At 60.5% G+C, this 15035-nt stretch carries 14 protein-coding genes and 1 pseudogene; 8 read left to right on the top strand and 7 right to left on the bottom strand.

The genetic code is table 11. The features are described from left to right. Positions 1-4 precede the first annotated feature (4 nt). The gene (locus ACIPUB_RS17350) at positions 5-355 is read right to left on the bottom strand and encodes a holo-ACP synthase (protein ID WP_407608511.1); all 351 of its coding nucleotides are present in this window, start codon (positions 353-355) and stop codon (positions 5-7) included. A 187-nt stretch (positions 356-542) separates the two neighbouring features. On the opposite strand from ACIPUB_RS17350, the gene ACIPUB_RS17345 reads away from it, so the two are divergent. Then, positions 543-1112, top strand: coding sequence for a mycothiol transferase (locus ACIPUB_RS17345; RefSeq protein ID WP_407608510.1), 570 nt, complete (start codon positions 543-545; stop codon positions 1110-1112). 96 nt (positions 1113-1208) lie between these two features. Here the strand turns inward: ACIPUB_RS17345 and glmS are convergent, their stop codons facing one another. Continuing rightward, positions 1209-3080: a glutamine--fructose-6-phosphate transaminase (isomerizing) gene (gene glmS / locus ACIPUB_RS17340; protein ID WP_407608509.1), complete on the bottom strand. Its 1872-nt coding sequence runs from the start codon at positions 3078-3080 to the stop codon at positions 1209-1211. Positions 3081-3228: 148 nt separating this feature from the next. Here glmS and coaA point away from each other — a divergent pair, with 148 nt between their 5' ends. From coaA to tsaD, 7 genes are all read left to right on the top strand, one after another. Continuing rightward, positions 3229-4188 (top strand): type I pantothenate kinase, encoded by a 960-nt coding sequence (gene coaA / locus ACIPUB_RS17335; RefSeq protein ID WP_310293495.1) that lies wholly within the window; start codon positions 3229-3231, stop codon positions 4186-4188. A 94-nt stretch (positions 4189-4282) separates the two neighbouring features. Beyond that, positions 4283-4684, top strand: coding sequence for a large conductance mechanosensitive channel protein MscL (gene mscL, locus ACIPUB_RS17330; protein WP_407608508.1), 402 nt, complete (start codon positions 4283-4285; stop codon positions 4682-4684). A gap of 249 nt (positions 4685-4933) precedes the next feature. Then, positions 4934-6052 (top strand): alanine racemase, encoded by a 1119-nt coding sequence (alr, locus tag ACIPUB_RS17325; RefSeq protein ID WP_407608530.1) that lies wholly within the window; start codon positions 4934-4936, stop codon positions 6050-6052. Next, positions 6045-6593 carry a tRNA (adenosine(37)-N6)-threonylcarbamoyltransferase complex ATPase subunit type 1 TsaE gene (tsaE, locus tag ACIPUB_RS17320; protein WP_407608507.1) on the top strand — a complete coding sequence of 183 codons (549 nt, stop codon included), beginning with the start codon at positions 6045-6047 and terminating at the stop codon, positions 6591-6593. The genes alr and tsaE overlap by 8 nt, the downstream gene beginning before the upstream one ends. A gap of 21 nt (positions 6594-6614) precedes the next feature. Further along, positions 6615-7286 (top strand): tRNA (adenosine(37)-N6)-threonylcarbamoyltransferase complex dimerization subunit type 1 TsaB, encoded by a 672-nt coding sequence (gene tsaB / locus ACIPUB_RS17315; protein WP_407608506.1) that lies wholly within the window; start codon positions 6615-6617, stop codon positions 7284-7286. A 47-nt stretch (positions 7287-7333) separates the two neighbouring features. Then, positions 7334-7768 carry a ribosomal protein S18-alanine N-acetyltransferase gene (gene rimI / locus ACIPUB_RS17310; RefSeq protein WP_407608529.1) on the top strand — a complete coding sequence of 145 codons (435 nt, stop codon included), beginning with the start codon at positions 7334-7336 and terminating at the stop codon, positions 7766-7768. 101 nt (positions 7769-7869) lie between these two features. Beyond that, positions 7870-8943, top strand: coding sequence for a tRNA (adenosine(37)-N6)-threonylcarbamoyltransferase complex transferase subunit TsaD (gene tsaD / locus ACIPUB_RS17305; protein ID WP_407608505.1), 1074 nt, complete (start codon positions 7870-7872; stop codon positions 8941-8943). A gap of 76 nt (positions 8944-9019) precedes the next feature. Here tsaD and ACIPUB_RS17300 read toward each other — a convergent pair whose 3' ends face one another. From ACIPUB_RS17300 to wecB, 5 genes and pseudogenes are all read right to left on the bottom strand, one after another. Then, positions 9020-10162, bottom strand: coding sequence for a glutamate--cysteine ligase (locus ACIPUB_RS17300; RefSeq protein ID WP_407608504.1), 1143 nt, complete (start codon positions 10160-10162; stop codon positions 9020-9022). Between the two features lie 142 nt (positions 10163-10304). Beyond that, positions 10305-11567, bottom strand: a complete 1263-nt coding sequence (locus tag ACIPUB_RS17295) for a THUMP-like domain-containing protein (RefSeq protein WP_407608503.1) — start codon at positions 11565-11567, stop codon at positions 10305-10307. A 122-nt stretch (positions 11568-11689) separates the two neighbouring features. Further along, entirely contained in the window at positions 11690-13132 is a 1443-nt protein-coding gene (locus ACIPUB_RS17290; protein WP_407608502.1) for a sugar transferase, read from the bottom strand. A gap of 961 nt (positions 13133-14093) precedes the next feature. Next, positions 14094-14246, bottom strand: a pseudogene (locus tag ACIPUB_RS17285) (transposase); the annotation flags it as partial. Positions 14247-14272: 26 nt separating this feature from the next. After that, positions 14273-15035, bottom strand: a 763-nt coding sequence (wecB, locus tag ACIPUB_RS17280; protein WP_407608501.1) for a non-hydrolyzing UDP-N-acetylglucosamine 2-epimerase, incomplete at its 5' end; no start/stop codon positions are given.

The raw sequence follows: 15035 nt of genomic DNA, 5'->3' as shown, positions 1-15035 counted from the left end.
CGCACTACCGTTCGGCAACCACCATGGCGGTGGCCAGGTCCCCGTCGTGGCTCATGGATAGGTGCCAGTGCACCACGCCCTTTCTTGCCGCTACCTCGGCAACAGAGCCGTCGAGCGCCACGTAGGGGTCGCCGGCGCCATCCTTCTCGATCCAACAGTGCTGCCAGTTCATGCCCGCCGGGGCTCCCAGGGCCTTGGCGATGGCTTCCTTCGCGGCAAAGCGCGCTGCCAGAGACCTCATTTGCAGGTTCCGTTCCTTGGGTACAAAGAGGCGTTCGAGCAGCGCGGGAGTCCGCTCCAGCTGTGCCTTGAATCTGGAGACCTCGACAACATCAACACCAATTCCCACGATCATGCCTTCGAGTTTATCTGCCGCTGTGGTTGTTTCTTGCAAATGCGGCGCCCGGTGCCAACGCTCATGGAATCTGCCGGACTCTCATCAACACGGGAATCGGGCGGGTTCACCCTGGCCCGATGCGGGGCGCGGGCCGTAGGCTTCATGTCACCGTGTGACAGACGCAGACACAGGAAGAGACTGGGCAATGACAGGAAATGATCAAAACGACGAAACCGAGCCGAGTGCGATTGCGCTTTTGCGCGACGGTTTCGGCCGAGTTCGAGAAGGCATCGAGCGGCTTCTGGATGAAGCCGAACCACGGATGCTGCGCTTTAGGGCGAGCAGCCACTCGAATTCGATGGCTTGGCTTCTTTGGCACCTGACCCGGATCCAGGACGACCACTTCACACATCTGGCCAGGGCACTGGATGAGGGATCTGCGCCGGAGCAGTGCTGGATTTCCCGGGGGTGGGTGTCGCGTTTCAACTTGCCCTATGCCCAGCTGGATACCGGTTTTGGGCACAGCAGTGACCAGGTCGCTGACTTTGGGATGTATGACGGCGAGTACCTGCTGGGTTACCACCGGGACGTGCATGAACAAACCATAGGTATCTTGGCCACTTTGCGCGAGCCTGACCTGTCGGCCGTTATTGACAGGCGCTGGAATCCGCCGGTCACGGCCGGTGTCAGGCTCATCAGCGTCCTCAACGAAACAGCCTCGCATCTGGGGCAGGCCGAATTCCTCAAAGGCATCTATGCCGACCAAACCGGTTGAGGCAGCATTCCTTGCTTAAAAACCAACGGTGCCGGTGATTCCCTCTTCAGGGAAACTCCGGCACCGCTGGCGGTGGTGTGAATCGCAGGTTAGGACCTACTCGACGGTGACCGACTTGGCCAGGTTGCGCGGCTGGTCAACATCCAGGCCCTTGGCCGAGGCCAGTTCGCAGGCGAAGAGCTGCAGCGGCACGGTGGCCAGCAGCGGCATCAGCAGGGTTGGGGTCTCCGGAACGTAGAAGACGAACGAGGCGTAGTCGCGGACTGCCTCGTCGCCTTCCTCGGCGATGACGAGGGTCTTGGCGCCGCGGGCACGCACTTCCTGGATGTTGGAAACGACCTTGGAGTGCAGCGAATCGCGGCCACGCGGGGACGGAACCACAACGAAGACCGGCTTGTCCTGCTCGATCAGCGCGATCGGGCCGTGCTTGAGCTCGCCGGCGGCGAAGCCCTCGGCGTGGATGTAGGCGATTTCCTTGAGCTTCAGGGCGCCTTCCATGGCGACCGGGTAGCCAACGTGGCGGCCCAGGAAGAGCACCGATTCGGTGTCCTGCATCGAGCGGGCCAGTGACTTGATTTCGTCGGCGCGGTCCAGGATGTTCTGGATCTTGGCCGGGATCTTGCCCAGGTCGGCCAGGATGTCCTTGATCTGGCCGCTGAACAGGTTGCCGCGCAGCTGGCCCAGGTACAGACCGAGCAGGTAGGTGGCGGTGATCTGTGCCAAGAAGGCCTTAGTGGAGGCCACGGCGATTTCCGGTCCGGCGTGCGTGTAGAGCACAGCATCGGATTCGCGCGGGATGGTCGAGCCATTGGTGTTGCAGATCGCCAGGGTCTTTGCGCCCTGCTCCTTGGCGTAACGCACGGCCATGAGGGTGTCCATAGTTTCGCCGGACTGCGAGATCGAGACGACCAGGGTGTTGGAGTCAACGATCGGGTCGCGGTAGCGGAACTCGTGGCTCAGCTCTACCTCGACAGGGATCCGGCACCAGTTCTCGATCGCGTACTTGGCAACCGATCCACCGTAGGCAGAGGTGCCGCAGGCCAGCACCACGATCTTGGTGACGGAGGCCAGTTCTTCAGGGGAGATGCGCAGCTCGTCAAGGGTGAGGCGGCCGAAGGCGTCCGAACGGCCGAGCAGAGTGTCTGCCACTGCTGCGGGCTGGTCAAAGATTTCCTTTTCCATGAAGGAAGCGAAGCCGCCCTTTTCGGCGCTGGCTGCATCCCAATCGACGTGGAATTCCTTGCCCTCGGCAGGGTTTCCCTGGAAATCGGTGATGCTGTGCGTATCCGGGGTGATCGTGACGATCTGGTCCTGGCCGAGTTCCACCGCGCGGCGGGTGAAATCGATGAAGCCGGAGACATCCGAACCCAGGAAGTTTTCGCCGTCGCCCAGGCCCAGGACCAGCGGGGAGTTGCGGCGGGCGGCAACGACAACGCCGGGGTGCTCGGTGTGCACGGCCAACAGGGTGAACGCACCCTCGAGCTGGCGGGCGGTCAGCTCCATTGAACGGGTGAGGTTTCCTTCGCCGACGCCGCGGTAGACCGAGCCCAGCAGCGCAGCTGCGACCTCGGTGTCGGTCTCGGAAAGGAACTCGACGCCTTCGGCGACAAGCTTGGCCTTCAACTCGGCGAAGTTCTCGATGATGCCGTTGTGGATCATGGCAAGGTTGCCGTTATCGGCAAGGTGGGGGTGGGCGTTTCCGTCGGTGGGGCCGCCGTGGGTAGCCCAACGGGTGTGGCCGATACCTGTCAGCGAGGCCGGCAGCGGGTCGGCTTCGAGGGAGTCGACAAGGTTGGCGAGCTTGCCCGCCTTCTTGCGCGAGTCAATGCCCGCATCGGTGACCACGGCGAGCCCGGCCGAGTCATAACCGCGATACTCGAGGCGCCGAAGGCCCTCAAGAATCACATCGAGCGCCCCGTGATCGGCTGCGCGTCCAGCATTACCTACGTATCCAACGATTCCACACATGCAAAAAAGATTACCGTGCCGCGCAGCTCCCTCAGTTCATTTGCGCTGTCGGCTGGTCTTAAAAATATGTGTGCATGCCCACGCGTCCAAAGTATGGCCAAAAGGTGAAGTTTGGGAATACGGGAGGATTGTTGGCACAATTCAAGGCGTGAATGGACAGCGTGCGGTCGACTACAGTGCTACACCCTTCGTCGAATTGGACCGCCAAACCTGGGCAAGACTGTCCAACGAACTCAAGCAACCGCTGGATGAAGCGGACCTGCGTCGCCTCAGCGGCCTGGGCGAGCAGCTAAACCTCGCCGAGGTGCGTGAGGTCTATCTTCCGCTCTCGCGCCTGCTCAACCTCTATGTCCAGGGCTCTGCCTCGCTGCACCAGGCGACCAACACCTTCTTGGGGGAGAGCACCCGGCGCACTCCCTTTGTCATTGGCGTGGCCGGTTCCGTGGCCGTGGGAAAGTCCACGACCGCCCGTGTGCTGCAGGAATTGTTGCGTCGCTGGCCGGACACCCCCGATGTGCAGCTGATTACGACCGACGGCTTCCTGTATCCGAACGTGGACTTGGAAAAACGCGGCATCATGCACCGCAAGGGATTCCCGGAATCCTATGATCGCCGTCGCCTGTTGCGATTTGTTTCCGAAGTGAAGTCCGGCGCACCGGAGGTGCGCGCCCCTTGGTATTCGCACCTTACCTATGACATCGTGCCCGGCAAGGAAGTCGTGGTGCGCTCTCCCCAGGTGCTGATCGTGGAGGGGCTTAACGTGTTGCAGCCTGCTCGGGCCCGCACGGACGGCACCGCCGGCCTGGCACTGAGTGATTTCTTTGATTTCTCCGTTTACGTTGACGCCAGAACATCCGATATCGAGGAGTGGTACATCCGCCGCTTCATGAAGCTTCGTTCCGGCGCGTTCTCGGACCCCGCTTCCTACTTCCACCGCTATGCATCGTTGAGTGACGAGGAAGCCAGGGAAACCGCGCACGGAATCTGGAAGCGAATCAACGAGCCGAACCTGCGGGAAAACGTCATTCCCACGCGTGGCCGCGCACAGCTGGTGTTGAGCAAATCGGCGGACCATTCGATCCGTAGGATGCTGCTTCGCAAGATCTGATACCCGAATTTTTTGGGTGAACGTATCGATAATTTCCCATAAAATTTCCGCGTCGTGCCTTTTGACCACTGCGATTGTGTGTAAAGCTGGGCACATGCTCAGGGGATTCAAAGAATTTATCATGAAGGGCAATGTCGTTGACCTTGCCGTAGCCGTTGTCATCGGTGCTGCTTTTGGCGCCGTAGTCACAGCATTGGTTGAGTTCATTCTCATGCCATTGATCGCAGCATTGGTCGGTTCGCCGAACTTCGATAACTTCCTGGTTATCACGCTCGGTGCCGGTGTGGCCATCAAGATCGGTGCGTTCCTGACCGTTCTGGTGAACTTCATCCTCATTGCTGCAGCCATTTACTTCTTTGTCGTGGTGCCGATGAAGCACCTCGAGGAACGGCGCCAGGCCCGCCTTGGCGTTGAAGAACCCGCCGAAGAGCTCGATCCGCAGCTTGCGCTGCTGGCCGAGATCCGCGACGAGCTCCGCACCAACCGAACCCTGTAAATCCACTGCGGACCTTTTCGGGTCCGTCCATTACGAAGCACCGGTGGCCCGATCCCATGATCAGGTCACCGGTGCTTCGTCTTTTCCGGCACATTACTGCAGGCGCGGTGGCACGGGTGGCGTGGCCTTGAGCGGGCGCTAAGGGGAAAGTGGGATGATGGATGGGTGAGCGCACAATCAACCGAACAGACCGAAAAGCCGACCCACACCCAAGATGAGACAACGGCGTCCACCTGGGAACGGCGGGCCATCATCGATCTGGCCAACATCCGTGAAAACGTCAAGCGAGTCGCCGAGCTCGTGGCCCCTGCCGAGGTCATGGCAGTCGTCAAGGCAGACGGCTACGGACACGGCGCGGTGCCCGTGGGACGCGCGGCGGTGCAGGCCGGCGCCACATGGCTGGGATGCGCACATGTCACCGAGGCCCTGAAATTGCGCGCGGCGGGACTGGACGTTCAGTTGATGGCGTGGCTGCATACCGAAGGGACCCCCTTCGAGGCAGCCATTGCGGCAAATATCGACTTGGCCGTATCCGGTTGGGAACTGGAGCACGTGGCCCGCGCTGCACAGGCTGCCGCGCAGCCAGCACGCGTCCACCTAAAGATCGATACCGGCCTTGGCCGCAACGGCTGCACGCCCGACCAATGGGAGCAGCTGTTGGGGCGGGCCGCCAGCTTCCAGGATGAAGGCCTGATGCGCGTGGTGGGTGTCTTCTCCCACCTGGCGGTGGCAGACGAACCCGAACGCCCGGAAACCGACGAACAATTGGAAGCCTTCAACCAGGCGGTGGCCTTGGCCGAGGATGCCGGGTTTGACCTTGAGGTGCGGCACATTGCCAACACACCGGCAATCCTGACGCGTCCCGACGCGCATTACGACATGGTCAGGCTTGGACTGGGCCTGTACGGGTTAAGCCCCTTCGCCGGCGAAGAACCGGCACGGTACGGACTGCGCCCGGCAATGACCTTGGTCAGCCGGATCGCGAACGTGAAGAAGGTGCCGGCCGGGCAGGGCGTGGGCTACGGATTGCGGTACCACACGGACAGGGAAACCTATCTGGGCCTGGTCCCGATGGGCTACGCAGATGGCATTCCGCGTTCTGCCTCCAACGCACCGGTGAGCATCAACGGCAAGACCTACCTGGTGCGGGGCACCATTGCCATGGACCAATTCGTGGTGGACCTGGGCCCGGATATCGACGTTGCCGAAATCCTTGGTTCCGAGGTCATTCTCTTTGGCGAGGGGGGCCCCAGCGCGACCGATTGGGCAGACGCAGCCGGGACCATCAACTACGAAATCGTTACTCGCATTTCACCCCGCGTTCCGCGCCGGTTGGTGGAAGGCACTTGGGGAGAATCCGGTGAATGAGGCATCGATTGCCGCCGAGCTCGAGGTAGGCGACATTGCCGAGACCCGCGACTTCGCGCATCGGCTCGGAGAGATCATGCGCGCCGGGGATCTGGTGATCCTCACCGGCGAGCTGGGTGCAGGAAAGACCACCTTCACCCAGGGACTAGGCCTGGGAATGGGGGTACGCGAGGGAATCATCTCGCCAACCTTCGTGATTTCCCGCATCCACCCAGCACTGGGGCACGGCCCGGATCTTGTGCATGTTGATGCCTATCGGTTGGACAGTGCCGCCGAACTCGATGACCTGGATCTGGAAGCGAGCATGGGCCAATCCGTCACGGTGGTGGAGTGGGGTGCGGGCAAGGTGGAGCAGCTCAGCGATTCCAGACTTGAAATCGTCCTGCTACGTCCGGGATCTGCCGAAATCCACGAAGACCTGGTCTTCGACTTCAATGAGGGCGGGGATGACGAGCCGCGCACCATCCAGATTGCGGCCTTTGGCCCGCGCTGGGAGAACGATCCCGGGCTTGCCACGCTGCTCAACGACTTCGAACGCTAGAACAACAGGGGAACCGTACACATGCTTCTATTGGCTATTGACACTTCGGCGAATGCCTCGGCTGCCTTGCTGGAATCAGAGGGCGACACCGTAAAGGTGTTGGGCTCCTTCACCTCAAACGTCGGCAACGACCACTCCGAGGTATTGGCCCCCGCCATCGAGTCCCTGCTCGAGCAAGCAGGTGGCCGGACCCCGGAGGCCATCGCCGTCGGTGTTGGACCCGGACCCTTCACCGGGCTGCGCGTTGGGCTGGCCACCGCCCGGACGCTGGGCTTTGTATGGGGGATCCCTGTCCACGGTGTGATGAGCTTGGACGCCATTGCCCTGGACGCCGTGGCACATGAGCCGTCAGGCGATTTCACCGTTGCCATCGATGCTCGGCGCAAGGAACTTTACTGGGCGCGCTATGGCAAGACCGGTGCCTTGCTTGAGGGTCCCCACGTGAGCGTCGCCGAGGAACTTCCTGCTGGTCCGGTGTACGGGGCAGGCGGAGGACTTTACGCCGAGCGCCTGGCCACCGTGGGAGCGGATGTCGTCCCCGGATTCGAGCAGGCCCACCCCGGAGCGGTGCCACTGGGCACCCGCGCCCTTCGCATCCTGTCCGCCGGTGAAACGCTTCTGGGGACCGAGCCGCTCTACCTCCGCGAATCCGATGCAAAGGTCCCTGCTGTCATGAAGGGGAAACTGCTGTGAACCCGAAAGAAGCATTCCCCACTCCGGCAGGTTTGGAGACCCGGGTCATGGTCATGGAGGATGTGGCCGAGGTCTGGGAAATGGAGAAGGCACTTTTCCCGACCGACGCCTGGCCGCAGGACATGTTTGTCGGCGAGCTGGAGCAGACAGCAACCCGGAACTACTGGGTGGTGCAGGATGCAGGAAAGATCGTTGCCTATTGCGGTCTGATGTGCGTCCTGCCACTGGCCGATGTTCAGACCATTGCCGTCGCCCCGGAGTATGAGGGTCGGGGGATCGGCACGTACCTCTTGCGTTTGATGATCGATACTGCAATCGAGCGCAGTGCCACGGACCTCTTGTTGGAAGTTCGTGCCGACAATCCCCGAGCCCGTGGCCTCTACGAGCGACACGGCTTCGATGCCATCCACCGCAGAGCCCGATACTACCGTGACGGTGTCGATGCCGTGATCATGCGCAAGGTGCTGATCCTAGCCAATTGAACGGGCCTGAACAGAGAGCTTCCTTGGCCAAACCGACTGCCTGCCACCCATCCCACGGGCCACTTCGTCCAAACCGCGGTGGGCCACCTAAAATTGATTTCATGTCCCTTTCTGCACCGCTTGTTCTTGGCATTGAATCCTCCTGTGATGAAACCGGGGTGGGTATCGTGCGTGGAACCGACCTACTCGTCAACGCCGTGGCTTCCTCCATGGAGGAGCACGTGCGCTTCGGTGGTGTTATTCCGGAGATTGCTTCCCGGGCCCACCTTGATGCCTTTGTCCCGACCCTCGATTCCGCGCTCAAGGAAGCCGGTGTGACGCTGGACGAGATAGACGCGATAGCGGTGACCAGCGGCCCGGGATTATCCGGAGCATTGATGGTAGGAGTCTCGGCGGCCAAGGCACTGGCCCTGGCCACGGGCAAGCCCCTTTATGGAATCAACCACCTGGTCGCGCACGTGGGGGTTGGCATTCTTGATGGGGGAAGGCTGCCCGAAAACCTCGGTGCGCTGCTGGTGTCCGGCGGCCACACCGAAATCCTGCAGGTCAATTCACTGACTTCAGACGTGCGCCTGCTGGGTGCAACCATCGACGACGCAGCAGGGGAGGCCTACGACAAGGTAGCCCGACTGCTGGGTCTGGGATACCCGGGCGGACCGGTTATTGACCGGATTGCCAAGGAAGGCGACCCACAGGCCATCCGCTTCCCGCGCGGTCTGTCGCTGCCCAAGTTCATTGGAACGGAAGAAGAGCCGGGAAAGCACCGCCATGATTTTTCCTTCTCTGGACTCAAGACAGCTGTTGCACGCTGCGTCGAGCAGTACCAGAAGCGCGGGGAAGAGGTACCGGTCGCCGACATTGCCGCGAGCTTCCAGGAAGCCGTGGTGGACGTGATCACGTCCAAGGCGGTCCGTGCCTGCCGAGAACACGGTTTGACGAACCTTTTGCTGGGCGGCGGGGTGGCTGCCAATTCGCGCCTCCGCGAGCTGCTGGCTGCGCGCTGTGCCTCGGCCGGGATCACCCTGCGTGTGCCACCGCGTAACCTGTGCACCGACAACGGCGCCATGGTCGCCGCTCTCGGTGCACAGCTGGTGGCTGACAACGTCCTGCCCACGGGGCTCGGATTCTCAACGGACTCAGGGCAACCGGTGAGCCTGATTTCATTGGCCGTATAGAGATTGCTGGTAATGCGAAAGGGTGGATGGGAATGGTCCCATCCACCCTTTCGCTTAGGTGCCCTATCGCTTTGCCTTATGCCAGATGCATGCGACGCACGTTGTCCTTGACGACCTCGCGCAGGTTGCCGTTGTGGGCTGAGGCGATCTTGTGCTGCCACTGGTAGCCGGCTCCGCCCTTGATGATGCGTTCCACATCGGCTAGCTCGGCACTGCAGCCGAGCTTTTCGGCGACAGGCGCCAAACGGATCAGCTCTTGGAGCAAGTGCTCGGTGACGAGCATTTCATCCCCGGCGGCGTTGAGGATGATGATGGCCTCCATACCGTAGCGGGCGGCACGCCACTTGTTTTCAACTCGGTACCACGGTGGCATGACGGGGATGCTGCCGCCATTGTCCAGAGTCGTGGACATGTCATCCACGAGGCACTGGGTGAGTGCGGCAATGGCACCAATGTCCTGCAGCGAGGACAACCCGTCGGAGATGCGCATTTCGACGGTCCCGAATCGGGGGACCGGGCGCACGTCCCAGCGGATTTCGGAAATGTCGTCAATTACGCCGGTGTGCAGCATGTCCGCAACGTAGGACTCGTATTGGTCCCAGCTCGGGAAATGGTACGGGATGCCGGCGGTGGGAAGCTGCTGAAACATCAGGGCACGGTGCGAGGCGTAGCCGGTGTCTTCCCCGCCCCAGAACGGGCTGGAGGCGCTCAGGGCCTGGAAGTGCGCCTGGTAGTTGATCAACCCGTCGACGATCGGCAAAGCCTTGGCACGGGAGTCCAGTCCTACATGCACGTGCACACCGTAAATTACCATTTGCTGGCCCCACCACTGGGTGCGGTCGATCATCTTGGCGTAGCGGTCCTTATCGGTGACCGGCTGCAGCTTGGGAGGCGCGAACGGGTGGGAACCTGCGCAGTACAGGTCGACATCCATCGGGTCGGTGACCTCGCGGACCGCCACCAAGTTCTCGTGCAGTTGGGCTTTGGCCTGTGCCACGGTTTCGCAAACACCGGTGACGATCTCCACGGTGTTCAGCAACAGTTCCTGCTTCACATGGGGATGTTCCTCGTCGATGGCAAGCGAACCGTGGCGAAGGTTCAATTCGGCCAGCACTTCCTCGGCAACCGACCTCAGGTCGGAGGTATGCCGATCCACCAATGCAACTTCCCATTCCACACCAAGGGTGGACTGGCGTGATGATGCGAAATCTATTTGCATCGGGCCTCCATGTCTTATGCGGCGAATCACGCCAATATGATGTTACTGTTCAGTCTATCGAGCGTAATGGCGCGTTTGATGCGACCGTCGAGGGTCGGCGGTGATTTTGTGGATCAACAGGGTGCTCGAGCGCACACGCCACCTACACTGGCTCGACCTCAACGGCGTAACGCTGATCGCCGACCCGGGTGAGGATGAGGGTTGCCTTGTTCTTGGCATCGCGCCCTGTACCTGCCAGCAGGATCTTGCGCAGTTCCTCCGGCGTGACATCCATGCCGCGTTTCTTGATGTCCAGCACGCCGATCTTTTCGGCCTTGACCCAGGCACGGAGATTCTTCACATGGTAGGGCCGGACGGCGAGTACCTTGTAGGACTTGGCCAGCTGGGTTTCAACGGGCTCCGCGGTGCTGAAATAAGCGATGCGCGGATCGATCAGGTGCCCGCCGGTGGTCTTGAGCAATTCGTCAATGAGTCCGGCGCGGATCACGGCGCCGTCGGGTTCATAGATGTAGGAATCGATTTCGCCCACCGGCACATCGCCGCGCAACGCCGCGTCCGGGTCAAAGTCCACGGGGCTGGTCAGCTCAGTGGCACCGTGCGCGGCAATGACTAGGGCTGCCCGGCGAATCCCGGGGCGGGCGAGCGGGCCGAACCAGAGCGCGGCCTCCGTGACGTCCCCGTTGATCGAAACCCACTGGACCTCGCAATTGGAAGGTACCGCTTCGTGGGGCAGTCCCGGGCCCATCTTCACGCCCACAGCCAGTCCACGGTCGGCCAGCGACTCGACGAAGGACAGGGGAGGGCTGAAAGCCTCCGGGTCGAAGATCCGCGAAGTGCCGGAGGTGTCCGTGGTGCGGCGAGCCGGGTCGAGCCACACCCCGTCAAAACCGGTCAGATCAAAGGTGGTCGCGTCGGCGTTGACCACGGTGGCTGTGGGCCACGGCATGAGGTTCAAGGTAGCGGCCGCCGCAGTGGTCTCGTCCATCTCCACGGCGGTGACTTCGAGTTCGGCGCTGGCAAGCGCCAGCGAGTCGGCACCGATCCCGCAACCCAGGTCGGCTACCTTCTTGATCCCGGCGCGGGTGAAGCGCTGGGCATGGAGCCCGGCGAGATTCAGCCGCGTCGCCTGTTCCAGGCCTGCCGGCGTGAAGACCATCGTGTCAGCGAAGGGACCGAACTTGGTTCGGGCCCTAAATCGCAGCTGGCTCTGTTGCACTACTGCCGTCACCAAGTCCGTGGGGTGGCCCGCCTTTCGAAGCGACAAGTTCAGCTGGAATGCGGCTTCCTTGGTCCCCGTGGATGATGGATCCACGGAGTTCAATAGTGTCCAGCCCTCCGGGGAGAGGATCTGGGAAAGGTTGGATGTATCGGCCGCATTGCCGGCATCGGGAGGTGAAGAAGCCATGGGATTAAGCCTAGCGGTAAGTGGGGCAGACATTCGCGCCCCATGATGTCGGGCCTTGGATACACATTACGTGTGCATCCAAGGCCCGACATCATTCTGAAGTTAATTCTTGGCTTGGAAACCTAGTAGGCGCCGTCCTTGCCGAACACGGCCTTGGCGGTGCGGAAGAGAATAATCAAGTCTTGTGTGAGCGACCAGTTTTCGACGTAGTAAAGATCCAGGCGAACGCTGTCATCCCAGGAAAGGTCCGACCGTCCGCTGACCTGCCAGAGTCCCGTGACACCCGGCTTGACCTTGAGTCTGCGTAGGACATATTCCTCATAGGTTTCAACCTCACTTTGGAGGGGAGGACGGGGACCCACCATACTCATCGTACCTGTCAGGACATTCCATAGCTGGGGGAGCTCGTCAATGCTGTAGCGACGAATGAATGCACCAATTTTGGTGATACGGGGGTCAGCCTTCATCTTGAAGAGGACCCCATTGCCCTCGTTAGCCTCTTGCAAATCGGCTAAGCGGTCCTCGGCGTCTACCACCATTGACCGGAATTTGTGCATCTTGAACGGAATACCTTTTCTGCCAATCCGTTCTTGTTGGAAAAAGACAGGACCGGGACTGTCTTTCCAGATGAGCAGTGCAATTATGAGAAAAATAGGGGACAGGACAATCAATCCGAACACTGCACCAATGCAATCGAACGCTCGTTTAACGAATGCCTGCGCACCCTCAAGCTCCGGCGTTGAAACATGGATTAACGGTAATCCAGCTAGTGGCTGGGTGTGGATTCGTGGTCCCGCGATATCCGTAAGGGCAGGAGCCATGATCATGCTAATGCCCCTCTCCTGTAGTTCCCACCCCAACTGGCGGATTACTCGCGGCTTCAGTACGGTACCGGCAGAGATAGCAATGGCGTCCGCATCAGTTTCCTCAATTGCCTTCATTATTTGATGCAATTCCGTGCCAACACTTGCTATCGGTAAATCGAGTTCTCTACCGGAGGGAGAGTTGAGTTGGTAGCCTGGCAATACTGCGGCGATCGGCAAATAGCCGGCTCCTGGTTCGCTGGCTAGTCTACGGTGAAGATGTTCAACAGCAGCAGGGCTACCTAATAGCATCATCCGGCGCACGAAACGGCCATTATTGCGATGCCGAACCAGAATCTTTCGACAGATCCATCGTGAGGTCAATAAGAGAAAGATGCCTAACGGCATCGCAACCCCGATATATCCACGTGCGGTGTGAACGTCCAGCGCGTAAGACACGATAGCCACGGAACCAAAAAGGTAAAGAGAAGAAACAGTCACCCGCTTGTACTCTTCAGGTCCGGCACCAAGGACTTTGATGTCGCTTGACCCCCAAATGCGGAGGAACAGCCACCAAACTAACCCGAGTACGGCCGTAACAAGCCAGTAGTTTGTTGAGACTGCACCGCCCAAAGAAGTATCCGTAGTTGTTCCAAAGCGGGACAACTGAGCAGTAACCATCGCTATGACAATGGAAATACCATCGAGGACTCCCAATCGTCGTGGCAATACTGATTTCCAGGCATGGTTGGTTCTACTCAAGAAAATGGCCCCCAAAAGTACGCATGTGAACTTCTATAGTAACTGAGGTTGAGTAATGCCATGGCACTGTCACAATGGGGCCGAATGAGAAAATAGCTTCACTTGGCAAAGTCTGGTTGCTACTACTGAGCGTGTCCATGAAGTCTGAGCAACCTGGCGTTGAGAGATAGATATCAGCCAAGAGGACGAGAAACAGAGATCCGGCCTTCTTCAGTAATGAGGCTGGTATTGAGTTAGACTGTTCGCCAGAATCCCGGATTGTCGGGGATGCTGACGATTTCGATGCTGAGTATCTGGCCGCCCTTTATCGTGTCGGGCGTGGGGGCGACGAGGTCAGGGCTCCTTTTTGGTGGGTGTGGGCCGGCAAAGCAGATCGTATGTCTTCTCGGCAGCACGACGCTAGTCGTATTGAAGTTCCGGGTTCCCATGTGCATGAGAAGGTCTTGGCCCTTAGCCTCGATTTTTCATCGGCTGCCGTCGGGCTAGTGGAGGTGGTGGCGCCGGCGAGTGTAAGGGTGCTTGCCGTCGCGCAGCTATGGCGGAGTGCCGGGCCTTCCGAATTCGGTGCTGGCAGCAAACACGGCCAGCAATCCCAGTACCGCTCTCGGCAGTTGCGCGTTCAGGATTGGCTATTTGTTACTCCTATGTTTGACAATTGCATTCTTTGGCCTGTTTCCCTAGCCATGCCCGGTAGCGCGCAGTGTCGTCGCGATCCCGAGATTTGCCATGCTGGACCCGTGATGGCTGTGGGCTACAGTCCCAAAGCCGCAGCGGCAGCGACCTTGATGAGACCTAGTGCCAGTCGATGCGGACGCAACTCGTTGGTCAGCGGCGCGGGCCTCGGATGGTTCATTATGTGAAAGATTTCCTGGGCGACGTATCGCTTGAGTCAGCGCATGTTTTCCTTCTTGCCCCTGCCATCCTCAGTCCGCTTGGCCACGTTTTCCCGCGTCCGCTGGTCCTAGTGCGTTCGCGATCGAAGAATGCGATGAAGCGCGTTATTTGCTTGCCGGTTTCCACCTCCGGACAGCCAGCGTCGGTTCGTTTTCCCAGACGACGCAGAGACAGGGGCGACCCCGGCCAAGGCCGCGAACGATGCCTCATTGGCCACGCGCTCCGGTTGTCCCCGAACGTCGTCAGCTAGATGCTGGCTGCATTCACCAGGCTGGCTTCGGACGGCAAGTTGGAGTCAAAGTCTTCCATGCGGGTCCCGACACCAAGAAGTTCGGCAATGGCGGCCACCGTGCGGATTGCCGCCTTGCCGTCACCATACGGGTTTGTCGCCAAGGCCATCTGCTTGTACGCGGCAGCGTCATTGAGCAAGAGCTCCACGGATTCAAAGATCTTCTCTTCGTCCGTGCCGATGAGCCTTACCGTGCCCGCGACCACGGCTTCGGGACGCTCGGTGTTCTCGCGCATCACCAGTACCGGCTTGGCGAGGCTCGGTGCCTCTTCCTGTACTCCGCCGGAGTCGGTCAACACGATGTTCGCCGCCGCGATGAGCCGCGTGAACTCGCCGTAGGCCAGCGGTTCGGTCAGGGTGATGTTCCTGCGTCCCTCGATTTCCGGCAGCAAGGCTTCACGCACGGCCGGGTTGCGGTGCAGCGGGAGGATGAACTCGACCTCGGGCTCGGCGGCCGAGAGGCGGGCGAGGGCGCGGCCGATCCCGCGCATGGGCTCGCCCTGGTTTTCACGGCGGTGCGTCGTGACCAGGACGATCTTGCGGCCGGAGGCCACCAGTGCTTCCAGAACCGGATCGCTGAAGGGGATGTTCTTCTCCACGACCTTGAACAGCGCATCGATCACGGTGTTGCCGGTGACCGTAATGGTCCGCGGATCAATGGTCTCGTTGACCAGGTTCAGCTGGCTCAGCGTGGTCGGAGCAAGGTGCAAACTGGCGATC

The organism is Paeniglutamicibacter sp. ORCA_105 (assembly GCF_045798545.1).
GTDB classification, from domain to species: Bacteria; Actinomycetota; Actinomycetes; order Actinomycetales; family Micrococcaceae; genus Paeniglutamicibacter; species Paeniglutamicibacter sulfureus.
Note: the sequence above shows the minus strand (reverse complement) of the source record. Positions and strands in the feature narration are given on the sequence as shown.